This is a genomic window from Mycobacterium sp. UNC410CL29Cvi84 (assembly GCF_000686745.1).
Taxonomy (GTDB): domain Bacteria; phylum Actinomycetota; class Actinomycetes; order Mycobacteriales; family Mycobacteriaceae; genus Mycobacterium; species Mycobacterium mucogenicum_B.
In genome coordinates this window covers 475,748-499,625 of record NZ_JMLM01000001.1, presented here as the reverse complement: position 1 = coordinate 499,625, position 23,878 = coordinate 475,748, and the positions used below count along the sequence as shown (strand labels likewise).

At 67.6% G+C, this 23,878-nt stretch carries 21 protein-coding genes; 12 read left to right on the top strand and 9 right to left on the bottom strand.

Annotation, left to right across the window (positions count from 1 at the left end):
• Positions 1-54: 54 nt before the first annotated feature.
• Genes BR47_RS0102495 through BR47_RS0102480 form a run of 4 tightly spaced genes read right to left on the bottom strand, consistent with a single transcriptional unit; the run spans position 55 to position 5,873 of the window.
• The gene (locus BR47_RS0102495) at positions 55-1,596 is read right to left on the bottom strand and encodes an APC family permease (protein WP_020100704.1); all 1,542 of its coding nucleotides are present in this window, start codon (positions 1,594-1,596) and stop codon (positions 55-57) included.
• A complete protein-coding gene (locus BR47_RS0102490; protein WP_020100705.1) occupies positions 1,589-2,440 on the bottom strand; it encodes a universal stress protein in 852 nt (283 codons plus the stop codon). Before BR47_RS0102490 ends, BR47_RS0102495 begins: the two co-directional genes overlap by 8 nt.
• 3 nt (positions 2,441-2,443) lie before the next feature.
• Positions 2,444-4,387 carry a primary-amine oxidase gene (locus BR47_RS0102485; RefSeq protein ID WP_029118473.1) on the bottom strand — a complete coding sequence of 648 codons (1,944 nt, stop codon included), beginning with the start codon at positions 4,385-4,387 and terminating at the stop codon, positions 2,444-2,446.
• Between the two features lie 55 nt (positions 4,388-4,442).
• A complete protein-coding gene (locus tag BR47_RS0102480; protein ID WP_020100707.1) occupies positions 4,443-5,873 on the bottom strand; it encodes a gamma-aminobutyraldehyde dehydrogenase in 1,431 nt (476 codons plus the stop codon).
• 139 nt (positions 5,874-6,012) lie between these two features.
• Here BR47_RS0102480 and BR47_RS0102475 point away from each other — a divergent pair, with 139 nt between their 5' ends.
• Positions 6,013-7,542, top strand: coding sequence for a PucR family transcriptional regulator (locus tag BR47_RS0102475; RefSeq protein WP_029105055.1), 1,530 nt, complete (start codon positions 6,013-6,015; stop codon positions 7,540-7,542).
• Between the two features lie 9 nt (positions 7,543-7,551).
• On the opposite strand, the gene BR47_RS29470 is transcribed toward BR47_RS0102475, so the two are convergent.
• Positions 7,552-10,395, bottom strand: a complete 2,844-nt coding sequence (locus tag BR47_RS29470; RefSeq protein WP_036426538.1) for an MMPL/RND family transporter — start codon at positions 10,393-10,395, stop codon at positions 7,552-7,554.
• Positions 10,392-10,823: an MmpS family transport accessory protein gene (locus BR47_RS0102465; protein WP_020100710.1), complete on the bottom strand. Its 432-nt coding sequence runs from the start codon at positions 10,821-10,823 to the stop codon at positions 10,392-10,394. The genes BR47_RS29470 and BR47_RS0102465 overlap by 4 nt, the downstream gene beginning before the upstream one ends.
• A 298-nt stretch (positions 10,824-11,121) precedes the next feature.
• On the opposite strand from BR47_RS0102465, the gene BR47_RS34180 reads away from it, so the two are divergent.
• Genes BR47_RS34180 through BR47_RS0102455 form a run of 3 tightly spaced genes read left to right on the top strand, consistent with a single transcriptional unit; the run spans position 11,122 to position 12,787 of the window.
• The gene (locus BR47_RS34180) at positions 11,122-11,277 is read left to right on the top strand and encodes a DUF8730 family Cys-rich protein (RefSeq protein ID WP_090562312.1); all 156 of its coding nucleotides are present in this window, start codon (positions 11,122-11,124) and stop codon (positions 11,275-11,277) included.
• Between the two features lie 4 nt (positions 11,278-11,281).
• On the top strand, positions 11,282-12,463 hold the full coding sequence (locus BR47_RS0102460; RefSeq protein ID WP_020100711.1) for an NAD(P)/FAD-dependent oxidoreductase: 1,182 nt from the start codon (positions 11,282-11,284) through the stop codon (positions 12,461-12,463).
• A gap of 54 nt (positions 12,464-12,517) precedes the next feature.
• Positions 12,518-12,787 carry a metal-sensitive transcriptional regulator gene (locus BR47_RS0102455; protein ID WP_020100712.1) on the top strand — a complete coding sequence of 90 codons (270 nt, stop codon included), beginning with the start codon at positions 12,518-12,520 and terminating at the stop codon, positions 12,785-12,787.
• Positions 12,788-12,793: 6 nt separating this feature from the next.
• On the opposite strand, the gene BR47_RS0102450 is transcribed toward BR47_RS0102455, so the two are convergent.
• Positions 12,794-13,486, bottom strand: coding sequence for a cupin domain-containing protein (locus tag BR47_RS0102450; RefSeq protein WP_036420445.1), 693 nt, complete (start codon positions 13,484-13,486; stop codon positions 12,794-12,796).
• Between the two features lie 172 nt (positions 13,487-13,658).
• Here BR47_RS0102450 and BR47_RS0102445 point away from each other — a divergent pair, with 172 nt between their 5' ends.
• Positions 13,659-13,865 (top strand): hypothetical protein, encoded by a 207-nt coding sequence (locus BR47_RS0102445; RefSeq protein WP_020100714.1) that lies wholly within the window; start codon positions 13,659-13,661, stop codon positions 13,863-13,865.
• 73 nt (positions 13,866-13,938) lie between these two features.
• On the opposite strand, the gene BR47_RS0102440 is transcribed toward BR47_RS0102445, so the two are convergent.
• Positions 13,939-14,775, bottom strand: a complete 837-nt coding sequence (locus BR47_RS0102440) for an alpha/beta hydrolase (protein ID WP_029118472.1) — start codon at positions 14,773-14,775, stop codon at positions 13,939-13,941.
• 112 nt (positions 14,776-14,887) lie between these two features.
• Between BR47_RS0102440 and BR47_RS0102435 the strand changes: the two genes are divergently transcribed.
• The 7 genes from BR47_RS0102435 (at position 14,888) to BR47_RS0102405 (ending at position 22,978) form a co-directional block, all read left to right on the top strand.
• Positions 14,888-15,454 (top strand): TetR/AcrR family transcriptional regulator, encoded by a 567-nt coding sequence (locus BR47_RS0102435; RefSeq protein ID WP_020100716.1) that lies wholly within the window; start codon positions 14,888-14,890, stop codon positions 15,452-15,454.
• 53 nt (positions 15,455-15,507) lie between these two features.
• A complete protein-coding gene (gene pafA, locus BR47_RS0102430; protein WP_029105057.1) occupies positions 15,508-16,866 on the top strand; it encodes a Pup--protein ligase in 1,359 nt (452 codons plus the stop codon).
• 69 nt (positions 16,867-16,935) lie between these two features.
• Positions 16,936-17,931, top strand: coding sequence for a helix-turn-helix transcriptional regulator (locus BR47_RS0102425; RefSeq protein WP_020100718.1), 996 nt, complete (start codon positions 16,936-16,938; stop codon positions 17,929-17,931).
• Complete coding sequence (locus tag BR47_RS0102420; RefSeq protein ID WP_020100719.1) at positions 17,928-18,908, top strand: helix-turn-helix transcriptional regulator; 981 nt, start codon at positions 17,928-17,930, stop codon at positions 18,906-18,908. Before BR47_RS0102425 ends, BR47_RS0102420 begins: the two co-directional genes overlap by 4 nt.
• 31 nt (positions 18,909-18,939) lie before the next feature.
• Positions 18,940-19,197 carry a Sec-independent protein translocase subunit TatA gene (gene tatA, locus BR47_RS0102415; RefSeq protein WP_020100720.1) on the top strand — a complete coding sequence of 86 codons (258 nt, stop codon included), beginning with the start codon at positions 18,940-18,942 and terminating at the stop codon, positions 19,195-19,197.
• A gap of 60 nt (positions 19,198-19,257) precedes the next feature.
• Entirely contained in the window at positions 19,258-20,205 is a 948-nt protein-coding gene (gene tatC, locus BR47_RS0102410; RefSeq protein ID WP_029105058.1) for a twin-arginine translocase subunit TatC, read from the top strand.
• On the top strand, positions 20,189-22,978 hold the full coding sequence (locus BR47_RS0102405) for a DEAD/DEAH box helicase (RefSeq protein ID WP_051634558.1): 2,790 nt from the start codon (positions 20,189-20,191) through the stop codon (positions 22,976-22,978). Before tatC ends, BR47_RS0102405 begins: the two co-directional genes overlap by 17 nt.
• Positions 22,979-22,990: 12 nt before the next feature.
• Here BR47_RS0102405 and BR47_RS0102400 read toward each other — a convergent pair whose 3' ends face one another.
• A complete protein-coding gene (locus tag BR47_RS0102400; RefSeq protein ID WP_029118470.1) occupies positions 22,991-23,869 on the bottom strand; it encodes an MBL fold metallo-hydrolase in 879 nt (292 codons plus the stop codon).
• Between the last annotated feature and the right edge of the window lie 9 nt (positions 23,870-23,878).

Below are 23,878 nucleotides of genomic sequence, written 5' to 3'. Positions count from 1 at the left end.
CACAAAAAACGCGCCCCGCCACGCCGAAGCGTGACGGGGCGCGTCGACCCCCGTTCAGGGCAGCGGGGGAGTATCCATCGTCAGCGTCTCGCCGCGGAAGTACGCCGGCTGTGACGCGCGCATCACGAGCATCAGCACCGCGCCGAAGAGCAGGATGCCGAAGCCCAGGTAGAACACCAGCCCGATGCCGCCGATCTCCGCGCCACTGCCGCTGGCTGTCGGATCCATGCTGACGAGCACCGATTTGACGAATACCGAGAGCAGCATGATGCCGCCGAGTAGCGGGAACACCAGCTTGTAGATGACGTTGTGCGCGTTGAGGAACAGTTCCTTGCGGAAGAACCAGACGCAGGCGAACGCCGTGATGCCGTAGTACCAGCAGATCATGATGCCAAGGGCGGCAATGGTATCCAGCAGTGTGCGCTCGGACAGCAGCGTCACGATGGTGTAGAACGCGGCGGTGACGACACCCGCGACCACGGTGCTGAACACCGGCGACAGCGTGCGGGGGCTGACGTTGGCGAACCGCTTGGGGAAGGCGCCGTAGGTGCCCATCGCGAGCATGGTGCGGGCGGCCGGCAGCACGGTGGTCTGCAGGCTGGCGATCGACGAGGCGAATACCGCCAGCAGGAGCAGCGGGCCGCCCCAACTGCCGAGTACCGGGTAGGCCAGCGCGCCGAAGACGTTGGCCGCGTTGTCCTTGTTGCCCAGCCCGAGGCCGGTGTCTCCGATCCCGGCGTACATCATCACAGCGACCGCCACCAGGAGGTACGTCAGCAGAATCGACAGGACGCAGAGCAGGCCGGCGCGGCCGGGAACCTTGGTGGGGTCCTTGCATTCCTCACCGAGGGTCAGGCAGGTGTCCCAACCCCAGAACGCGAAGATGGAGCCGATGAGCCCGATCACGAAGGCGCTCATGGTCAATCCGGTGAACGGGTCGAACCAATCGATGTCGAAGCTCAGGTGCCCTTCGGCCCCGCCCGATCGCACGATCGCAACGATCGAGAATGTGACGAGGACGATCATCTGGAAGCCGACCAGGACGTACTGCACCTTCTCGCTGGTCGTGATGCCGCGACACGAGATGTAGGTGGCGATGGCCAGCAGCGCGACGGTGGATCCGATGTTGACCCAGACGTTGTCGGCCGAGAGCGTCGCGAGCTTCTCGTTGTGGAGCACGCTGCCCAGGAATTCATAGCCGAACTGGACGCCGATCGAGGCGAGATTGGACAGCACGATGATGGTGGCGATCACCATGCCCCAGCCGCACATCCAGCCGACGTACGGGCCAAAAGCCTTGGTGGACCAGGTGAACGACGCGCCGCAGTCGGGTGCCCGCGAGTTCAGTTCACGGTACGCGTAGGCGGTCAGGAACATGGGGATGAAGCCGGCGATCAGGATGGCCGGCATCTTCAGCCCGACCGCCGCGACGATCAGGCCGATACTGGCGGTGAGCGTGTAGCCCGGTGCCACGGTCGAGATACCGAGGATGGCCCCGGTGAAGGTGCCGATTCTGCCTGCGGCGAGGCCCTTGGCGACGAGGCCTTCTTCCCGCTCTACGCGAGCGAGGTCGGAATCGGCCAGTTGTTCAGTCATTATCAGCCCCTTCATCTTTCGGAACCACGATCATGGGGACCTGCAGGACGCGCAGCATTTTCGCCGCGGTCGATCCCAGGAAGAGCCGGCGGGGCTGTGCGAGCCGGCTGGACCCGACCATGATCACGTCGCCGTCATGCCAGCCGAGTTTGTTGACGGCGTCCTCGACGCCTGCGCCGGTGGCCACGCGCGAGCTGACCGGAATGCCTTCCGGCAGGAAAGCTTTCGCTTGGTCGAGGGCCTTCTGCGCGTGCTGCTGTGCCAGTTCCAGATCGTCGGCGTCGTCGACGGCGACCAGCGACACCAGGCGCAGCGGCGTCCCGGTGTCCCGGCAGAGCCGCAGCGCGCTGTCCAGGAGCAGCTTGGCCCCGGGCCGGGTGCCGACGGCGCAGGTGACTTCCCGGATCCGGTCGTTGTGCTTCAGCCGGGCGCCGCGGGGTGCGATCACCACGGGAATCGGCGACGCGTGGACCAGGTCGTTGACCACCGAGCCGAGCGACAGCGAGCCGGCGATGCCTCCGCCGGCGCCACCGACCACCAGAGCCTCGGCACCGGCAGCCTCGGCCGCCGCGATCAGGCCAGCGGTGCTGGACTCGTCGAAGCTCAGGTGCGTCGTCACCTTGAGGTCGCTGGGGACCCCGGCCGCGGCTGCGGCGAGCCAGCTTTCGGCTTCGCGCTGCAGGATGCCGCCGGGCGTGGTGGCGAGCGCCGACCGGTCGCTGGGCAGCACCATGCACAGATCGATCTCGGCGCCGAGGGTGCGGGCGATCTGCTCGCCGACGGCGACGGCGTCGTCACCGCCGGGAGTTGCGAGATATGCGACGGCGATTCGTGGATTGCTCACGGGCTAGCCTTCTTCACAGTTGGAGGACGTGTGGCAGGCCTTCGGCGGCGTCGGTGCCACGTCGATCGAGGGATTGCGATCGAAGAAGCCGACGGGCTTGAGCCAGAAGTTGACGGTGTCGACGGGCATGATCGGCCAGTCTTCCGGCCGGGTGATGTGGTGGATGCCGAAGACGTACCACAGCACCACGTCGGTGTTCTCGATCGAGCGGTTCGCCTCGGTCCACATCGGCAGGCCGGTGTCTTCCTTGCTCTGCGTGACGAATTCGCCTGCGGGCCAGCGCTCATCGGGGGAGTTGGGGGTGACCCACACGGTGTGCTCGATGGCCCGGCAGCGTGCCAGGACCGGGGAGTTCGGATCGAACATGGCGGGGAAGGCGCCGCCGGGCACCAGCTTGTAGGCGGGCGCGGTGCCGATGCCGTTGCGGACGTTGTCGTTGACGACCTTCCACGCCCGCTGGGTCTGGAAATTCATGTCCTGCTTGCCCTCGGCCTCGGTGCGCAGCGGGGTGTTGCGCTGGCGCAGCGACAGTCCGTAGGGGTTGTCCGGTCCCATCGGCTCGATCTCGGTCTCGCTGGCGTACACCGTGTTCGCGGTGCCGTCGACGTCGAGATCGAGGCGGGCGACGAGGAAGTGCTGGTGGTACGGCGCGTAGGTGCGGTTGTCGACCAGCGTGCCGTGCGGGTGGGCCTGGCCCTCCGGGAAGTTGCTCACCACCATGATTCCCGTTGCGCGGACCTCACATTCGATGTTGCCGTCCTGGTAGAAGCGCCAGTAGGTGAGGTACTCGTAGTTGGCGACGGTCACGTGGAACGACACCGTGAGCCGGCGCATGCGGCGCACCTCGGCGCCGGCGTGGTGGTCGACGTGCTTCCACAGCACGGCGTTGTCTTCTTCGTGGATGCAGATGGCGTTCTTGATGGTGTACGGCTCGCCCTTGCTGTTGTGCAGCACGGCGTCCAGGTACCGGATCTCACCGAGACAGTCGCAGCCGAGCTCCAGCGAGGTGGTCATGAAGCCGATGCCCCACTCGCCGATGTCGAAAGCCGTTCGGCGGTAATGGTCGGTGCAGTGGTCGCGGTAGGGGACCATCATCTCGGCGAACGACATCCGGTTGGCCACCGACCGCACATTGCCGTTGTCGTTGTAGCTCACCGCGTGCAGCGTCATGCCCTCGCGGTAGTTGAACCCGACGCGCAGCGACCAGTTCTGCCACTTCAGCAGATTTCCCTCGAGCGTGAACGAAACACCCTCGGGCTGAGTGATGTTCAGCGGCTGCAGCGGCTCCCGGGTGCTGGCCTTCCGGATGCGCTCGGGAATGTGCTGCGGCACATACTCACCCATCATCTCCGGCCGATCGACGGTGAAGGTGTCCTCGATCTCCAGCAGTTCCATGGTGTTCATGTCGATGACACAGTGGAATCCGTTGACGGGGCCGGCGTAGGGGTTGGCGCCCTCGGCAGCCCGCACCCAGGTGTCGGTCCAGCCCAGGCGGCGGTCCTTGTACTTCTCCGGCATCACAACGTCGCCGTAGGTCCAGGTGTCCATGAACACCAGGTCCATGTCGGTGATGCCGCGTTTGGCCAGGGCCGCAATGACTTCCGGGTTCTTGCGCAGAACCTCGTCGGCCTCTTCCCACTCGTCCACGGTGAAGTTCGGCTGCACGCCGGGGATGTGGTCCCACGACAGCACCAACTCGTCCGTCAACGACACCACGCTCTTGTAGGTGCGGTTGTTCGAGGTGTCGAGCAGTGTCGCCAGCGCGCGCCGGTCCGGCGCGGTGCCGGTGGCGTCGAACGCGGCCACCTCGACCTTGGCCGGTTCGATCATCTCGACGGAGGTGTACCGCCAGCCGTCTCCGACGCCGTGCGCGGCCGCGAGAAGCTCGGCGACCTTGGTGAATTCGGCTGCGGTCAGCGGGTCGAGGGGGTGGAAGGTGTCGGGCATCGGTGAAACTCCTGTCGGCAAGGGTCGAGTCGGTGGGGCGAAAAGGGAGAACGGATCAGTCGTGCGAGCTCATGACGTGCTTGATCCGGGTGTAGTCCTCGACGCCGTAGATCGACAGGTCCTTGCCGTAGCCCGACTGCTTGAAGCCGCCGTGGGGCATCTCGGCGGTCAGCATGATGTGGCAGTTGATCCAGACACACCCGAAATCGAGTGCGCGGGTGAACTTTTCGGCCCTGGCGTGATCCTTGGTCCACACGCTGGACGCCAGCGCGAAACGCACGCCGTTGGCGAGTGCGATGGCCTCTTCGTCGGTCGAGAAGGGCTGCACGGTGATGACGGGGGCGAAGGTCTCCTCCTGGACGATCGCGTCGTCCTGGTGGACGCCGCTGATGATCGTCGGCTCGAGGTAGAAGCCCTTGTCGCCGAGGCGCTTTCCGCCGGTGACGACGGTGGCGTGCGGCGGCAGATTGTCCAGCTTCTTGATCACGGTGTTGAAGTGGTTGATGTTGTTCAGCGGTCCGTAGAACGCGTCCGGGTCGTCGGGCAGGCCGGGGCGCAGGTTCTGCGCCGCCGCGGCGAGTGCGGTGACGAACTCGTCGTGGATGGACTCGTGCACGATCACGCGCGTGGCCGCCGTACAGTCCTGGCCGGCGTTGAAACAGCCGCCCTCGGCGATGCCGGCCGCGGCCTTGGCGATGTCGACGTCGGGGAAGACCACCACGGGTGCCTTGCCGCCGAGTTCCAGGTGGCTGCGCTTGAGCTGCTTGGCTGCGGATTCCGCCACGGCGATGCCGGCGCGGACCGATCCGGTGATCGAAACCAGGCCCGGCACAGGGTGTTCCACCAGGGCGGCGCCGGTCTCGGCGGTGCCCAGGATGACGTTGAGCACGCCGTCGGGCAGGATGCCCTTGCTCAGCCGCGCGAGGACCAGGGTGCTCTCGGGGGTGGTGTCGCTGGGCTTGAGGACGACGGTGTTGCCGGTGGCCAGGGCGGGGCCGATCTTCCAGATCGCCATCAGGAACGGGAAGTTCCACGGCGCGACCTGTCCGACGACACCGATCGGTTCGCGGCGGACGTACGACGTGTAGCCCTCCAGGTATTCACCGGCGGACAGGCCGTGCACCATCCGGGCGGCACCGGCGAAGAAGCGGAGCTGGTTCGCGCCGGCGATGGCCTCTTCGGCGTGCACGATGGCCTTGGGCTGGCCGGTGTTGCGGCACTGGGCCTCGACGATCTCGTCGGCATGTGCCTCGATGGCGTCGGCGAGCTTGAGCAGCGCGGCCTGGCGGTCGCCCGGGGTGCTGCGGCCCCAGGTCTGGAAGGCGCGTTCGGCGGCTGTGACGGCTGCGTCCACATCGGCGCGGTTCGATACCGGCGAGCGTCCGACGACGGCTTCGTCGACCGGGCTGATCAGGTCGATCGTTTCCGATGATGACGACGCGACGAATTGCCCGTCAATGTAGTTCTGCAGTGTTTCGATCGACATCGCGCCGTCCTCGGGTGAAGTTGGTCAGACAACTGGCTGCACAAGTGTGCGCCAGGACACACACCTCAGCATCGGACATTCTTGGGATTTTCAGTGCGGTTTTTCGACATTCTGTACATTCATGCCGGTGACGGTTCCGGTGCGATGGGTGCTGGACCAAGCCGATCTGCGAATCCGGCTGCGCGGCGGTGCCGGCGGCGTCGGTAGCGAGATCAGTCTGGTCCTGACCACCGAGTTGGCTGACCCGGCCAAGTGGCTGTCCGGTGGCGAGCTGGTGCTGACCACCGGCATCGGTCTGCCTGCGGGGTCTGCGGACCGGCGGCACTATCTCCAGCGCCTCCACGAAAGTGGCGTCGCCGGCGTGGGATTCGGTATCGGACTCACCTTCGACGAGGTGCCCGAGGAACTGGTCGCCGCCGCGGAGGAGCTGGGGCTGCCGCTGCTGGAGATTCCGTTGCGGACGCCGTTCGCGGCCGTCGTGCAGCGCGTCAGCTCACGCATCGCGGCACTGCAGTACGACGCGGTGCTGCGGGCGTCCCGGGCGCAGCCACGGATCACCCGGGCCGTCGTCAGTGGCGGCCCGCAAGAGGTTGCGGCCGAACTGGGGCGGGCGCTGCGGGCCAGCGTCGTGGTGCTGGATCCGTCCGGCACGGTGATCGCGTCCCACCCGCGAAATCTCAACGTCACCACCGTCAACCTGGTGCGCGACGCCATCGAGCCCGGGGCCGCGTCGGCCGTCGCGGTGCTGGCCGAAGGCGTCACCGTCGCGCAGCAGTCCATCCGCGTCGGTGGCCGCTCGCACGGGGTGCTCGGCGTGGTCAGTGAAACGGCACTGAGCCCGGTCGATCAGGTGCTGTTGGGCCACGCGAACTCGTTGCTCGCGCTGGATTTCGAGAAACCGGTGCGGTTGAAGGAAGCGCAGCAGCGACTCAACGAACAGTCGCTGGGCCTCATCCTCACCGGCGAGGCCAACCTGGAGCCGGCCTGGGCGCAGCTGTCTCAGGCCGCCGACCACCGGGGCCGCATCAGAGTGCTGGTCGTCCAGGCGGATTCGGACACGGATGCCGACGCGGCCAACCTGCTCAGGAAGGTGAGCGCGGCGATCCACGATCAGCTGGATCAGGCAGGTCAGTCCGCATTCGTCCATGGCGCCGACAAATGGCTGGCGGTGCTGTTGCCGGGAGCGGAGGCCGACGAGATCGCTGCCGCGCTGGTGGCGCGGATCGATGCGTCGCTGCGGCGGACCATCCGCCTGGGGCTCAGCGGAATTCAGCCGCTGACCAAACTGGCCGAGGCCGTCGACAACGCCCGGCTGGCGGCGTCCGTCGCGGAATGCGGCCGGCCTCCGCTCGAATTCTCCGCGCTGGCCGGCAGCGCGCTGCTGGCATTCGGGGAGAGCCGGGACGTGCTGGTTGCGCTCGGGGCGGCGGTGCTGACCCCGGTTCTCGACCACGACGCGGAGTTCGGCACGGGGCTGCTGACCTCGCTGCGCGCTTTCCTGGAAGCCAACGGCCACTGGGAGTCCGCTGCCGCGGCCGTCGGCGTGCACCGACACACCATGCGCAAGCGCATCGAGACCGCCGAGGCGCTGCTCGGAGTCGACCTGGCCGTCGCCCGGGTCCGCGCCGAACTGCTGCTGGCGATCTTGGCGCGGACGCCGGGCGACTGAGGCGACTGATCAGCCCACCGGCACAGGGGAGTGCTGTTCGGTTGCGACCACCGCCGTGCGGCGGGGTCGCAGCGGCCACCAGAACCACCGGCCGAGGAGGGCCGCGACCGACGGCGTCATCAATGACCGAACGATCAAGGTGTCGAACAACAATCCGAGTCCGATGGTCGTACCGGCCTGGCCGATGGAGCTCAGATCGCTGGCCGCCATCGACATCATGGTGAAGGCGAACACCAAACCGGCTGTGGTGACGACACTGCCGGTCTCGCCCATCGAGCGGATGATGCCGGTTTTCAGTCCCGCGCCGATTTCCTCCTGGAACCGGGAGACCAGCAGCAGGTTGTAGTCGGAGCCCACCGCCAGCAGGATGATCAGCCCGAAAACCGGTGCGATCCAGTTCAACTCGAGGCCAAGCAGGTTCTGCCACACCAGCACCGAGAGCCCGAACGCCGCACCCAGCGACAGCAGCACGGTGCCGACGATCACCAGCGATGCGACCAGCGCCCGCGTGATCAGCAACATGACGACGAAGATCAGGGTCAGCGCGGCGGTGCCGACGATCAGCAGGTCGTATTGCGAGCCGGACTGGATGTCGCGATAGATCGCGGCGGTGCCGGCGAGGTAGAACTTGGCGTCGGTGAGGGCCGATCCCTTCACCGATTGATGCGCGGTCTCGAGTGTGGGCAGCACCGCGGCGATGCCGTCCGGGGTGGCCGGGTCCTCGGCGTGCGTGATGATGAAGCGCGCGGCCTTGCCGTCAGGGGACAGGAACAGCTTGAGACCGCGCTGAAAGTCCGCATTGGCAAAGGCTTCTGGGGGCAGATAGAAGTAGTCGCCGCTACGGGATGCGTCGAAGGCCTGGCCCATGGCGCCTGCGGTATCGGCCATGGCGGACATCTGGGTGATCAGCCCGGAGAAGCTGCTGTGCAGGGTCAGCAGCGTGCCGCGCATGGACTCGACCGTCGCGATCATGGGCGGGAACTGCGCCTTCATCTGGGGAAGCAGCGCCACGGTGCTGTCCATGTCGGTGCCCAGTGCGGCCATGTCCGAACTGAAGGTGTCGACGTTGTCGATGGCGTCGAAGACGGATCTTGTTGCCGCGCAGACCGGAATGTCGGTGCAGTGCTGCTCCCAGTAGAAGTAGTTGCGCAGCGGCCGGGCGAAGTCATCGAAGTCCGCCAGATGATCGCGCAGTTCGCCCATGGTGGTGTGCATCTGGTGTACGTCCGTCGCCAGGTGCTGCGTGGCGCCACTCATCTGGTCCACCAGCGCCTGCAACCGCTTCATCGGTCCGATCAGGCCACCGAGGTCGTCACTCATCTTCAGGATGTCGCCCATCCGGTCCTTCATGATCTGGAGGTTCTGCTGGATCGGAATGGACTGGGCGCTGACCTGGAAGGGGATGGAGGTGTGTTCGGTCGGCCCGCCGAACGGCCGAGTGATGCTCTGCACCATCGCGATTCCGGGCAACTTGAAGATGTCCTTGGCCAGCTTGTCCAGGATGACCATGTCGGCGCTGTTGCGCATGTCGTGATCGGTCTCGACCATCAGGATGTCGGGATTCATCGTGGCAGCGCTGAAGTGGCGCTCGGCGGCGTCGTATCCGACGTTCGACGGCAGGTCGCGCGGGATGTAGAAGCGGTCGTCGAAGCTCAGTTTCATGGTGGGCATGAACATGATTCCGACGAGGGCGACGAGGAGGGACGCCACGAAGATCGGCGCCGGCCATCGGACCGTGGCGGTGCCGATGCGCCGCCAGCCCGTGGTCTTGGTCTTCCGCTTCGGCTCGAGCAGGCCGCGGCGGGTGGCGACCGCCACCACGGCCGGCGCGGCGGTCAATGCGCCCGCGACGACCACGACGAGCCCCAGCGCGGACGGGATACCCAGCGCCTTGAAGTACGACAGGCGTGCCAGGTGCAGGCACAGCGTCGCGCCCGCGATGGTCAGGCCGGAGCCCAGGATGATGTGGGCGGTGCCGCGAAACATGGTGTAGTAGGCCGCTTCCGGGGCCTGTCCGGCCTGGCGGGCCTCGTGGTAGCGGCCCACCAGGAATATCGCGTAGTCGGTTCCCGCGGCGATGGCCAGCGAGGACAGCATGGCAACCACGAACGTCGAGAAGCTCAGCAGGCCGTGATCGCCGAGTAGCGCGACCAGGCCCCTGGCGGTGCCCATCTCGAACCCGACCATCACCAGGACCAGCGCGACAGTGCTCGCGGAGCGATAGGCCACGGCCAGCATGATGATGATGACGACACCCGTCACACCCATCATCGTGAGCATGCTCTTGTCGGCGGCCTCGTTCATGTCGGTGGTCAGCGGCGCCGGCCCGGTGACGTAGACCTTCAGGCCCGGGGGAGGCGTCTGCCGCTCGACGATTTCCCGCACGCGGTCGACCGATTCATTGCCCAGCGTGCTGCCCTGGTCGCCGGCGAGATTCAGCTGGACGTAGGCCGCCTTGCCGTCGCGGCTCTGCACGCCCGCCGAGGTCAGCGGGTCGCCCCAGACGTCCTGGACGTGCTGCACGTGCTCGGGGTCGGCCCGCAGCGCCCGCACCAGGCCGTCGTAATAGCGGTGTGCCTCGTCGCCGAGTTTCTCGTCGCCTTCGAGGACGACCATCGCGATGCTGTCGGAATCCGACTCACGGTACGTCGCACCGATCTTCTTGGCGGCGATCAACGCCGGGGCGTCCTGCGGCGACATCGTGACCGCGTGCTCTCGGGCCACCGATTCGATCTGCGGCACAAGCACATTCAGGGCCACTGTCAGCAGCAGCCACCCGACGATGATCGGCCAGGCGAACCGCCGGATGAACCGCATGTACACCGGGCGGGTGTCGTAGGTCTTGCCGCTCATGCGTTCTTGACCAGACATGAGGTCTGGGCATCACGTCCGGTGGCGGACTGCTCCTGGCGGGCCTCGCCGTCCACGGTGATGCGGCAGCCGAGCCGGTTGCTGTCGCCTTGCGCCACCACGCTCGCGATCGTGGCCGGCGCGGTCGTGCTGATCTCGACGGTCCACGGCAGGCTGCGGAAACTCGCCTGCACCGGCTGGGCGTTCTGGTCGAGGTAGTTGACGCTGCCCGCGGTACCGGTGGGGCCGAAAACCTCATAGACGACGCGCTTGACGTGTGTGGGTGCGAGTGGCTGGGCACTGCTGCCGGTTGCGGTGAAGATCGGTTCGGAGCCGAACGCGCCACGCAGCTGCGTGACGGCCACCGCGCCCAGCGCGACAGCCGCCGCGGTCACGGCGGGCACCCAGATTCTCGCCAGGACTGCCGGCATCGTTGTCTCCCTTCGCCGATGGGCCGGTTGTCGCCGGCCCGGAGCAGCCGATAGACCACGGCTGCGACTGATCTTGTACATACCCAGTGGGGTATTGCGTCGAGGCCGAACGTACCATACCCCCTAGGGTATAAACGATGTCGTGAGATGTGTGACAAGATCACTGGCACATACCCCAGGGGGCATGCTATGAAGGAAGGGTACGAGCCGCGGCGGAGAGTCTGATCGGATCGAATCGCCAAGGAGCGCAACAGCTCACCGGCTCGATCGCCCGTGCGGCCACTGAAGGGAGTGAATCATGTGCCAGGCCAAGCGATGTTCGCAATGCGGCAAGACCACCTGGTCGGGCTGCGGGATGCACGTCGACGCCGTCAAGGCCACGGTACCCGCCGGCCAGTGGTGCGACGGGCACCCCAAATCCGATCGACCGTCCCGCATGAAGTTCTGGAGGTAGGAACGTGAAAGACAAGAAGCTCGTCATCCTCGGCGCCGGCATCGGAGGGTTGTCGGTCGTCAAGGAGCTTGCCGAATCCGGTGTGGCCCTTGACGATCTCGACCTGACCATCGTCGACGAGGACTTCTCGCACTTCCTCGGCTTCACCCTGCCCTGGGTGCTGCGCGGTTGGCGTGCGGAGGGCAGCGTGCCCATCGAGCCCACCGTCTCCGCGCTGCGCGGCGTCAACACCGTCACCGGGACGGTCGCCGACATCGACCATTCGGCGCGCGTCGTGACGCTGGCCGACGGTGACGAGATCGCCTTCGACGCGCTGATCATCGCCACCGGTGCCCGCAACGTCATCGACAAGGTGCCGGGCCTGCGTGAGGCCGTCGACGCCGGGTCCGCCGTGCACTACTACAGCGCCGAGGCCGCCGCTGCCGCGCACGCCGCGTTGCAGCAGTTCTCGGGTGGCAAGCTCGTCTTCCTGGTCACCTCGTTGCCGTACCGCTGTCCCGTCGCGCCCTACGAGGGTGCCCTTCTGGCTGCGGACCTGTTGCGGGACAACGGCCACCGGGACGCCACCGACATTGCGGTCTACACCCCGGAAAAGCAGCCCATGCCGTCGGCGGGCCCGTACGCCGGGCTGGAACTGGTGGAGATGCTGGGCGCCAATGACATTGGATTCCACGGCGAGCATGCCGTCGCGCGCATCGACGCCGAGCGCAAGGTGGTCCACTTCGCCGACGGTGCCGCCGCCGAGTTCGACCTCCTGGTGTTCGTCCCGCCACACGAGCCGGCCGTGACGATCGACGGCGCGGGCTGGATCGCCGTCGATACCGAGATGGCCACCGGGTACCCGGGCATCTTCGCCATCGGTGACGCGGCCGCCGTGACCGCGGAGTCCGGGCGGCCGCTGCCCAAGGCGGCGATCTTCGCCAAGAACGGGGCGAGGGCCGCGGCCCGCAACGCACTGCGCTATCTCGGGCGGGTCGGCGACGGCGCGGCGATGTCGGGCGAGGGCTACTGCTACATCGACGTCGGTGGCCATGTCTCGGCTCAGGGCAAGGGCAACTTCTTTGCGACGCCGCACCCGACGATCCATCTGACCGAGCCGTCCGAACTGCTCCACCACGACAAGCAGACCGAAGAGAACGAGTGGCGGGCGCTGTGGGAGCGCGCCGCCGTCCCGGCCGGGCGCTGATACCCTGAGGGGTATAGCGGCTCAGGCTGCGAACCAACGAAAGGCAGGTGCGACATGGTCGGCGATGAAGAGGCCATGGCCGCCGTTCTGGCCCGGCTGCGCCGCGCGCAGGGTCAGCTCGCCGGCGTCATCTCGATGATCGAGCAGGGCCGGGAGTGCAAGGACATCGTCACGCAGCTTGCGGCGGTGTCGAAGGCGCTCGACCGGGCGGGATTCAAGATCGTCGCCACCGGGCTGCGCGAGTGCCTGGCCGGTAACGCCGAGGAGGGCCGTGAGCCGATGACCGAGGCCGAGTTGGAGAAGCTCTTCCTGTCGCTGGCGTGAGGCGGCTCAGTGGGCCGGCCGCTTGATGATCGTGAGCGACTGGTCGATCTTCTTGAACTTGGTGAAAGTGTCTGCGGGAACGCCGAACACCACGCTGAGAACATCTGGCGGCAGCTTGCTGATGGATGCGCCGATGCCGATGTCGTCTTCGCCCTCCTGCGTGCTGGCGTTGAACACGATCAGCAGGCTCAGATTCTCGGTGCCCTTGTTCTCGAAGTAGTGCAGTGAGCCCTGCGGCGCGAACACCACGTCGCCGACGTTGGCCTCGAACTGCTCGGCGTGCCCCAGCGGGTCGAGCAGGGTCCAGGTCGCCACGCCGGCCGTGATGACATTGATCTCCCAGGCGCTGGGGTGCCAATGCGGTTCGCGGATGCCGCCGGGTTCCAGGGTGACCATCACGACGCTGGCTTCCTGCCCGGTCAGGATCGGCCAATTGCCCTCGTAGGCCTGGCGCAGCGTGCCGCCCTCGAACTGGGTGGGCGCCAGGGCGCCGAGGTGGAACATGTGCGGCTGCGCGGTGTTCAGTTCGGCCGGGATGCGTGGGTTGCCGAACCGGGCGGCGTTGTCGGTCATGGTCGCGTCCTGAGTGTCGTTGCGGGACAACGGGGATGAGAACGCGCGGTCGGCGCTTGCGCCGGCTATCGCCGCAACCCCGACTGCGCCCGCGCCGCCGAGCATCGTCCGTCGATTGATCATCATGCGGACAGGTTCGTCGTCGCCCCGCTCGTTGTCGTCAGCGCTGGCACCCAACTGCGTCTTCCGGCTGGCTGCAATACGGAATGGGTGCCTGCAGTAGCGACTTTTGCCTGGTCAGAGCCGACGATTGAGTCAGTCCGAAAGCGGACGAGCCCTTCGACAGAAAGCGCCGATCATGAAGAACCCCATCAAGTTCATCGCCCCCGCAATGGCCGCGGCCGGCATCGCCGGCGCCCTCCTGCTGGCGCCGATCGCCAGCGCCGACACTGATCCGCTGATCCCCAACGGAACCGATCCGCATTCGTCTTACGTGTTGGGCGAGCACTTCTCCAACCACGACGAGGCCAACCAGAGCTCGGGCTACCTGGATACGTCGTTCTGATCCCGCCCAGTCGGCACGGCTCCGTCCGCCACCCACTGCGGGTGGCGGACGGAGCCGTTTCTGGTCGGGTGGGTCAGAAGCGCCGGACGAAATCCAGTGCGGTGGCGGCGACGTCGCGCCACCCGTTGTCGATGACCAGCGAGTGGCCGCGCCCCGGGATTTCGACGATCTCGGTGACGTTCGGGTTCTTCTGCTGCCGCTTGTAGGACGCGTTGGCGATGGCCCACGGCACGGTGTGGTCCTTCTCGCCCGAGATGATCAGCAGCGGACCACGTTCCGGGTTCTTGGTGTCGACCTTGGCCTCGGTGCCGGGGTGGAAATTGGCGGTGGCGGCCTGGAACAGGGGCAGGCCCGGGCCGGCGACCGAGTAGCTCTCGTAGAGGCTGTTCGACTCTTCCTCGGAGACCGCGTTGCCGAACCCGAACCGGAACTGCTTGGGGGTCAAGCCGACCGCGCGGCCGCGGTTGAGCGGGTTGCCGAGCACGGGGAAAGCCGAGCGCAGCGCCGCGAGCGGCAACGGCAGCACCCCGCGGAACGGCGCGGGGTCGATCGCGACCGCCACCTTGGCGAGGCCGAGGCCCGCCAGTTTCTGGGTGATCAATCCGCCGAACGAATGGCCGATGATGATGGGCTCGCGATCGAGGGCGCGGATGACGTCGGCGTAGTGCTGCGTGATGTCGCCGACGCCCTTGTGTGCGAAGACCGACGGATCGCGACGGGCGTCGGCCACGGTCGCCGGGTCGTCCGGCCAACCGGGGGCGAGGGTCACGAAGCCCTGCTCCTCGAACAACGTCCGCCAGTTGTCCCAGCTGTTCGGCAGCAGCCACAAGCCGTGGACGAACACGACGGGCTGCCGTCCGGAGCGGTTGGCGCGGTCGATGTCGGCCTGTTCGGTCGGGGTGATGGTCATGGCGTCTCCTTGAAGTAGAAAGAACGGTCGTTCTGCTCGGTGTAACCGTCGACGGCCGGGATGTGTTCCCGAATTCAGAAAGAACGTTCTAGCTTGCGAGTACGCTGGGGTTATGGATACCGCGGAACCGGCTCTGCGCCCACGTGAGCGGCTGCTCCGGGTCGCGGCGGAGCTGTTCTACCGCGAAGGCATCCACGCCGTCGGCGTCGACCGGATACTCGCCGAAGCGGGCGTCACGCGCGCCACGATGTACCGCCACTTCGCAGGCAAGGAAGGCCTCGTCGAGGCGTACCTCGGCCTCGAGGACGAGACCATTCGCGGCTACTTCCGCGACGCCGCGGCCACCGCCGGCCCGGATACCGACATGCTGGAGCTGGTGATCGACGGCATCGCCGAAGACATCGCGAGGTACCACACCCGCGGTTGTCCGTTCATCAACGCCGCCGCCGAGTACCCCGCGCCGGACAGCCCGGTACGGCAACTCATCGCCCGGCACCGCAACTGGTTTCGCGGTGCGCTGCAGGACGCGGCCGGCGGCCGTGCCAACCCTGAGCAGATCGCGGCATCGCTCGTGCTGCTGCGGGACGCCGCGCTGGTCGGCGGATACCTCGACGGAATCGACTCGACCAAGACCGCCTTCGTCAGGGCCGCCCGGCAGGCCGCCGGTATCTCTGCGTGATGCCCGGCCTGTTGCCCACCTAATACCCATTCCCAACCCGTAAGCTCGATTATGTGCAGCGACGGATCATGGGAATCGAGACCGAGTTTGGCGTGACCTGCACTTTTCATGGTCATCGCCGGCTCAGCCCTGACGAGGTAGCGCGGTATCTGTTCCGGCGAGTGGTGTCGTGGGGCCGCAGTTCCAACGTGTTCTTGCGAAACGGTGCGCGGCTGTACCTCGATGTGGGCAGCCACCCCGAGTACGCGACCGCCGAATGCGACAACCTCGCGCAGCTCGTCACGCACGACCGCGCCGGCGAGCGCGTGCTCGAAGACCTGCTGGTCGACGCCGAGCAGCGGCTCGCCGACGAGGGCATCGGCGGCGACATCTACCTGTTCAAGAACAACACCGACTCGGCGGGCAACTCCTACGGCTGCCACGAGAACTACCTGATCGTGCGGGCCGGCGAGTTCTCCCGGATTTCGGACGTGCTGTTGCCGTTCCTGGTCACCCGCCAGTTGATCTGCGGCGCGGGCAAGGTGCTGCAGACCCCGAAGGCCGCGACGTTCTGTCTGAGCCAGCGCGCCGAGCACATCTGGGAGGGTGTCTCCAGCGCGACCACGAGATCACGCCCCATCATCAACACCCGCGACGAGCCGCACGCCGACGCCGAGAAGTACCGCCGGCTGCACGTCATCGTCGGCGACTCCAACATGTGCGAGTCCACCACCATGCTCAAGGTGGGCAGCGCCTCGCTGGTGCTGGAGATGATCGAGGCGGGCGTGCCGTTCCGGGACTTCTCGCTGGACAACCCGATTCGGGCCATCCGCGAGGTCAGCCACGACCTGACCGGCCGACGTGCCGTGCGGCTGGCCGGCGGGCGGCAGGCCTCGGCCCTGGACATCCAGCGTGAATACCACTCGCGTGCCGTCGATTACCTGCAGACCCGCGAGCCGAACGTGCAGCTCGAGCAGGTCGTCGACCTGTGGGGCCGCCAGCTCGACGCCGTCGAGAGCCAGGACTTCGCGAAGGTCGACACCGAGATCGACTGGGTGATCAAGCGGAAGTTGTTCCAGCGGTACCAGGATCGCTACAGCATGGAGCTGTCCGACCCCAAGATCGCGCAGCTGGACCTGGCCTACCACGACATCAAGCGCGGACGCGGCGTGTTCGATCTGTTGCAGCGCAAGGGATTGGCCGCCCGCATCACCACCGACGAGGAGATCGACGCGGCGGTCAACACCCCGCCGCAAACCACCCGGGCCAAGCTGCGCGGCGAATTCATCACCGCCGCACAGGAAGCCGGGCGCGACTTCACCGTCGACTGGGTGCACCTGAAGCTCAACGACCAGGCGCAGCGCACGGTGCTCTGCAAGGACCCGTTCCGGTCGGTCGACGAGCGGGTGAACCGGCTGATCGCCAGCATGTGACGGGCGCGTCCCGCACAGCGGGCGCGCCGGTAACGGGACGGCGCACAGCAACCACTTAGTCTGTTGGACGTGGCGACGTCCAAGGTTGAGCGGTTGATGAACCTCGTCATTGCGCTCCTGTCCACCCGTAGCTATCTGTCCGCGGAGCAGATCCGGGCCAACGTCACCGGCTACCAGGACCCGCCGACCGACGAGGCGTTCTCCCGGATGTTCGAGCGCGACAAGAACGAGCTGCGCGACCTCGGCATCCCGCTGGAGACCGGGCGCGCCTCGATGATGGACGTCAACGACGGCTACCGCATCAACCGCACCGCCTACGAGCTGCCGCCCGTCGAGCTGACGGGCGACGAACGGGCCGTCGTCGCGATCGCCACCCAGCTGTGGGAATCGCAGGAGATGGTCACCGCCACGCAGAGCGCGCTGCTCAAGCTGCGGGCGGCCGGCGTGGACGTCGACGCGCCCGACGCAGGCGTCGCGATCACCACCGGAACCACGCAGGGGCTGCGCGGTTCCGAGGAGGCCCTGGGAATTCTGTTGTCCGCCATCGACTCCGGCCGTGCCGTGCAGTTCGCGCACCGCCCCAACCGGAGCTCGCCCTACGTCGACCGCACCCTCGAGCCGTGGGGCGTGGTCACCTACCGCGGCCGGTGGTACGTCGTCGGCCACGACCGCGACCGCAACGACGCGCGCACCTTCCGGGTGTCGCGCATCGCCGGCGAGGTGCGCGCCGTCGGACCCGACCACGCCGTCACGCGGCCCGAGGGCGTCAACCTGCGGGACATCGTGCACCGCGCGGTCGCCGAGTGGCCGGCCGGCGAGCAGGCACGCATCTGGGTCGCCGAGGGGCGGGCGACGGCGTTGCGCCGGCAGGCCGTCAGCACGTCACCCAGTACGCGCGGCGGGCGCAGCGGCGACGAGATCGTCATCGACATCGGCATGGTCGACCGGCTGGCCCGGGAGGTCGCCGGCTACGGCGCCGACGCCGTGGCCTTGGAGCCGAAATCTTTGCGGGACAACGTGATCGGTCGGTTGCGTGCGCAGGCGGGGGAGAGCCTTCACAAGTGAGCAACGTATCCACCCGCCTCGTGCGGCTGCTGAACATGGTCCCGTATTTCCAGGCCAATCCGCGGGTCAGCCACACCAAGGCCGCCGCTGATCTCGGCGTGACGCGCAAGCAGCTCGAAGCCGACCTCTGGCAGCTGTTCGTCTGCGGACTGCCCGGCGGAGGTCCCGGGGAACTGATCGACCTCGACTTCGAGGGCGACACCATCGAGGTGATCTTCTCGGCGGGGATGGACCGGGCACTGCGACTCACCTCGCCGGAGGCCACCGGTGTGCTGATGGCGCTGCGCGCGCTGGTCGACGTACCCGGTGTGGTGGATCCCGACGTGGCGCGCAGCGTGATCGCCAAGATCGAGGCCGCTGCCGGGACCGCCGGCGCGACGGCCGCGGCGGTACCGGCCCCGGATGTCACCGGCGACGTCGAGAACAAGGCGACCGCGACGGTGCGGGCCGCGGTCCGCGACAAGCGCGCGTTGTCCCTCGAGTACTACTCCGCGTCGCATGACACCGTCTCGCAACGCATCGTCGACCCGATCCGGGTGGCCCTGATCGGTGACCACAGCTACCTCGAGGCGTGGTGCCGCACCGCCGAGGGGGTGCGGCTGTTCCGCTTCGACCGCGTCGTCGACGCCACCGCGCTGGACGAACCCGCCGCACCGCCGGCGCCCGCGGTGCAGGCCGGCCCGGACACGTCGCTGTTCTCCGCGGAGACCGCGGATCCGACACTCCCGGTGGCGACGCTGCTGATCGACGAGTCCGCGGCGTGGATGTTCGACTACTACCCGCTGGCGGTGCAGCGCGAGATTCCCGACGGCAGCTGGGAAGCCACCATGAGTTACGCGTCGACCGACTGGATGGCCCGGTTCGTCCTCGGTTTCGGTTCGGCGGTCCGGGTCCTGGACCCGCCGGCACTCGCCGACCGGGTGCGGGAGTCCGCGGTCGCGGCGCTGGCGGCATATGAACCCGGCCTTGGCGAGTAGACTCGGCCTCAACTTCTGGAGGTGACCCAAATTGGGCGGTTTGCAACCGTGGCACTGGTTGATCGTCATCGCGGTGTTCGTGCTGCTCTTCGGTGCGAAGAAACTGCCGGACGCCGCGCGTTCGCTTGGTAAGTCGATGCGCATCTTCAAGTCCGAATTGAAGGAAATGCAGTCGGACGGCACGACGGAGCAGCAGCCTGCGCCGCGTCCGATCACTGCTGAGCGCGTCGAGAACCCGGCACCTGCACCGCAGGCCGCGCCGGACGCCGCGGACAAGCACCCGGCCTGACCTTTGCCGTGATCCCGCCGCGGGCCCAGTGCACGCGGCGGTCGGCCTCTTTCAACTCACGTGCCAATATCTGGAATCTTCCGAAAGCTTGACCCGCGCCGTCGACGGTCGCGGGTCAATCCTGACGGCACCATGTCGCTCGTCGATCACCTCGAGGAGCTCCGGACCCGGCTGCTGATCGCCGTCATCGCGGTCCTGTTGACGACCGTCGTCGGCTTTCTCTGGTACGGCCACAGCTTCTTCGGATTCCCCAGTCTCGGTGACTGGCTGCGCGGCCCGTACTGCTCGCTGCCGGCGTCATCGCGAGCGTCGATCGCGCCCGACGGCGAGTGCCGGCTGTTGGCCACCGCGCCGTTCGACCAGTTCATGCTGCGTCTGAAGGTCGGCATGGCGGCGGGCATCATCCTGGCCTGCCCGGTCTGGCTCTACCAGATCTGGGCTTTCATCACCCCGGGCCTCTACAAGAAGGAACGGCGCTTCGCGTCGTTGTTCGTCGGTGTCGGCGCGCTGCTGTTCGTGTCCGGTGCGGTCCTGGCCTACGTGGTGCTGTCCACGGCCCTGTCGTTCCTGTTGACCGTCGGCAGCGACGTGCAGATCACCGCACTGTCCGGTGAGCAGTACTTCGGCTTCCTGATCAACCTGCTGATCGTGTTCGGCATCAGCTTCGAGTTCCCGCTGCTGATCATCATGCTGAACCTGGTCGGGGTGCTCACCTACGAGAAACTCAAGGCCTGGCGCCGCGGGCTGATCTTCGGTCTGTTCGTGTTCGCGGCGTTCGTGACGCCCGGCTCGGATCCGTTCTCGATGCTGGCGCTGTCGCTGGCGCTGACCGTGCTGCTGGAGATGTCGATCCAGGTGGCGCGGCTGCACGACCGGCGCAAGGCCCGGCGCGAAGCCGAGACCGTGCCCGACGACGAAGCCGCCCCGATCGGGCCCGTCGAACCCATCGATGCGCCATCTGCCGTGCCCACCCCGACCCGGCTGACCATCGATGACGACGCCACCTGACCCGCAGGACGTGACCCCGATCGAACCGGGGCCGCAGCTCCGCGACTTCGCCGCCGGCCTGTCATTCACCCTTGATCCGTTCCAGACCGAGGCCTGCGTGGCGCTCGAGAACGGTCGCGGCGTCCTGGTGTGCGCCCCGACGGGTGCCGGCAAGACCGTGGTCGGCGAGTTCGCGGTGCATCTGGCGCTGGCCGCCGGGCGCAAGTGCTTCTACACCACTCCGATCAAGGCGCTGAGCAACCAGAAGCACAACGATCTGGTGGCCCGCTACGGCGCCGAACGCATCGGCCTGCTCACCGGTGATCAGGCGATCAACGGCGATGCCGACATCGTGGTGATGACCACCGAAGTGCTGCGCAACATGCTGTACGCCGATTCTCACGCGTTGCACGGCCTGGCCTTTGTCGTCATGGACGAGGTGCACTTCCTGGCCGATCGCATGCGCGGCGCGGTGTGGGAGGAAGTGATCCTGCACCTGCCCGACGAGGTCCGGCTGGTCAGCCTGTCGGCGACGGTGAGCAACGCCGAGGAGTTCGGCGGCTGGATCCAGACCGTTCGTGGTGACACCACCGTCGTCGTCGATGAACACCGCCCGGTGCCGCTGTGGCAGCACATGCTCGTGGGCAAGCGGCTCTTCGATCTGTTCGACCTGTCCAAGGGCGCGGCCCCCGGCAAGGGGAAGGCCCGCGTCGACCCGGAGTTGTTGCGGCACATCGCGCATCGCCGCGAGGCGGACCGGCTGATGGACTGGCAGCCGCGCGGGCGTGGCCGAGACGGCCATCGTGGTCGGCCCGCCATGTACCGGCCGCCCAGCCGGCCCGACGTCATCGGCACGCTCGACCAGGCCGGGCTCCTGCCGGCCATCACCTTCGTGTTCTCCCGCGCCGGGTGCGACGCCGCGGTCAAGCAGTGCCTGCGGTCCGCGGTGCGGCTGACCAACAAGACCGAGCGCGACCGGATCGCCGAGATCGTCGACCGGCGCTGCGCCGATCTGGCCGAGTCCGATCTGGCGGTGCTGGACTATCACGAGTGGCGCGAAGGCCTGCTGCGCGGCCTGGCGGCCCACCACGCCGGCTTGCTGCCGGTGTTCCGGCACACCGTCGAGGAGCTGTTCACCGCCGGCCTGGTCAAGGCCGTCTTCGCTACGGAGACACTGGCTTTGGGCATCAACATGCCGGCCCGCACCGTGGTGCTGGAACGCCTGGTCAAATACAACGGCGAGCAGCACGCCCCGTTGACGCCGGGGGAGTACACGCAGCTGACCGGTCGCGCCGGGCGCCGCGGCATCGACGTCGAGGGCCACGCCGTCGTGCTGTGGCACGCCACCGACGAGATGGCCGATCCGGCCCAGGTCGCCGGTCTGGCGTCGACCCGAACGTTCCCGCTGCGCAGTTCCTTTGCGCCGTCGTACAACATGACGATCAACCTGGTGCAGCACATGACGCCGGCCGCGGCGCACCGACTGCTCGAGCAGTCGTTCGCGCAGTACCAGGCGGACCGGTCGGTCACCGGGCTGGTGCGCGGCATCAAGCGCGGTGAGCGGATGCTCGCCGAGATCGCAGCCGAGCAGGGTGACGACTGGGATTCGGTGCTCGAGTACGCGCGGCTGCGGGCCGGCATCACCGAACGCGAGCGGGCGCAGTCCCGAGCCGGTCGCCTGACGCGGCGCAAGGGCATCAACGACGCGCTGGCCGCGCTGCAGCGTGGCGACGTCATCGCCATCGGCCTCGGCCGCCGCAGCGGACTGGCCGTGGTGCTGGAGCCGGCGTACGACGCCGACGACCCCCGCCCGCTGGTACTGACCGAACATCGTTGGGCCGGAAGGATTTCCGCCGCCGACTACGCGGGAACGTCGCAGCGTCTGGGCAGCATGTCGCTGCCCAAACGGGTGGAACACCGGCAGCCGAAGGTACGCCGGGACCTGGCGTCGGCGCTGCTGTCGGCGGCCGAGAAGCTCGAGGTCCCGTCGGTGCGCCGCAGCCGCGGCGCGACCGAGGCGACACCGGACATCGACCCGGAGCTGGCCCGTCTGCGCGAGCAGATGCGCCGTCACCCCGCGCATCAACTGCCCGACCGCGAAGCCCGAGTGCGCGCCGCCGAGCGCTACCTGCGCATCGAACGCGACAACGACCAGACCCAGCAGAAGGTCGCCGCGGCCACCAACTCCCTGGCCCGCACCTTCGACCGCATCGTGTCGCTGCTCAGCGAGCGCGGCTTCATCGAAGGCGCCGACGGCGAGCCGGCGGTGACCGACGACGGGCGGCTGCTGGCCCGGATCTACAGCGAGAGCGACCTTCTGGTAGCCGAGTGCCTCCGCGGCGGGGTGTGGGACGACCTGAACCCGGCCGAGCTGGCCGCGGTGGTGTCGGCGGTGCTGTTCGAGTCACGCGGCGACGGCCCGACCGTGCCGCCGGGCGCCGAGCAGGCGACCGACGAGGTGCGTCGTGCGCTGGCGAAAACCCGCAGGCTGTGGACCGACATCCGGGGCGACGAGCGGCGGCACCGGCTGCCGTTCAGTCGCGAACCCGATGCCGGGTTTGTCGCCGCCATGTACAGCTGGGCGACCTACGGCGACCTGACAGCGGCGCTGTTGATGTCCGACAACGGCAACGGAAATGCGCTTCCCGCAGGTGATTTCGTGCGGTGGTGCCGTCAGGTGCTGGACCTGCTGGACCAGGTGCGGCTCGCCGCGCCGGCGCCGCAGCTGCGGGTGACGGCCAAGCGGGCCATCGGGGCCGTGCGTCGCGGCGTCGTCGCCATCGACTCCATGTGATCGCGGGCCGGCTCAGGCCAGGCTGAGATCCAGCCAGTCGTCGACCATGAACCGGTCGCCGCGCGCCACGATGGTGGCGCCGCCGTGGCCGGCATAGTGCGCGGGCACCACGGCCGCCCGCCGCCGGGATGCCTCGGTGAACACCCGCTTGCGGGTCACGGTCGCCTCGGCCGCGTTGACGTCGAACGCGCACGGATCATCCGGCCGCGGAATCTGGATGGGGCAGTGCGTCAGGTCGCCGACGAACACCGCCGGCTTACCGGCATCGAGCCACAGCACCGACGATCCGGGCGTGTGGCCGGGTGCCGGCCGCAGCCACACCGAGTCGCTCAGCTGGTAGTCGCCGGAGAACTGCACGGTCTGGTCCGCCACCGGGATGACGCTGTCCTCGAACACCGTTCGCATCTCGTCGGTGGTCTCGGGGTTGTCAGGCGCGAAGAACCGGTAGTCGGCCTCGGGCATCAGGTACCGGGCGTTGGGGAACGTCGGTACCCAGGCGCCGTCGACCAGTTGGGTGTTCCAGCCGACGTGATCGGTGTGCAGGTGCGTGTTGAGGACGACGTCGACGTCGGCCGGGTCGATGCCCGCGGCCCGCATGGTGTCGAGGAACGGCGTGTTGAGGTGATCGAGCGGCAGCATGTGCGGCCGGTGCCGGTCATTGCCCGCGCCGGTGTCGATGACGATGGTGAGCCCGTCCACCTGCAGGACCCAGCTCTGGATCGCGATCCGGAACAGGTCGGTCTCGGGGTTCCAGAACCGGGGGGCCAGCAGCTCGGCCTCGGCGTGCCAGGCCTCCGGCGGCGTCGACGGCCACAGCGTGGTGGGGATCTGAACCTGGGTTTCCGCGACGCGGGTCAAGATGGCGTTGCCGAGCCGGATTTGGTCCGTCATACCGCGAGA

What these genes read in the sequence shown, in the direction of transcription:
- BR47_RS0102495 (WP_020100704.1), bottom strand. Translation starts at nt 1,596, where the DNA reads ATGACTGAACAACTGGCCGATTCCGACCTCGCTCGCGTAGAGCGGGAA.
- BR47_RS29470 (WP_036426538.1), bottom strand. Translation starts at nt 10,395, where the DNA reads ATGAGCGGCAAGACCTACGACACCCGCCCGGTGTACATGCGGTTCATC.
- BR47_RS0102485 (WP_029118473.1), bottom strand. Translation starts at nt 4,387, where the DNA reads ATGCCCGACACCTTCCACCCCCTCGACCCGCTGACCGCAGCCGAATTC.
- BR47_RS0102455 (WP_020100712.1), top strand. Translation starts at nt 12,518, where the DNA reads ATGGTCGGCGATGAAGAGGCCATGGCCGCCGTTCTGGCCCGGCTGCGC.
- BR47_RS0102445 (WP_020100714.1), top strand. Translation starts at nt 13,659, where the DNA reads ATGAAGAACCCCATCAAGTTCATCGCCCCCGCAATGGCCGCGGCCGGC.
- BR47_RS0102480 (WP_020100707.1), bottom strand. Translation starts at nt 5,873, where the DNA reads ATGTCGATCGAAACACTGCAGAACTACATTGACGGGCAATTCGTCGCG.
- BR47_RS0102405 (WP_051634558.1), top strand. Translation starts at nt 20,189, where the DNA reads ATGACGACGCCACCTGACCCGCAGGACGTGACCCCGATCGAACCGGGG.
- BR47_RS0102465 (WP_020100710.1), bottom strand. Translation starts at nt 10,823, where the DNA reads ATGCCGGCAGTCCTGGCGAGAATCTGGGTGCCCGCCGTGACCGCGGCG.
- BR47_RS0102450 (WP_036420445.1), bottom strand. Translation starts at nt 13,486, where the DNA reads ATGATGATCAATCGACGGACGATGCTCGGCGGCGCGGGCGCAGTCGGG.
- BR47_RS0102435 (WP_020100716.1), top strand. Translation starts at nt 14,888, where the DNA reads ATGGATACCGCGGAACCGGCTCTGCGCCCACGTGAGCGGCTGCTCCGG.
- BR47_RS0102400 (WP_029118470.1), bottom strand. Translation starts at nt 23,869, where the DNA reads ATGACGGACCAAATCCGGCTCGGCAACGCCATCTTGACCCGCGTCGCG.
- BR47_RS0102440 (WP_029118472.1), bottom strand. Translation starts at nt 14,775, where the DNA reads ATGACCATCACCCCGACCGAACAGGCCGACATCGACCGCGCCAACCGC.
- BR47_RS34180 (WP_090562312.1), top strand. Translation starts at nt 11,122, where the DNA reads ATGTGCCAGGCCAAGCGATGTTCGCAATGCGGCAAGACCACCTGGTCG.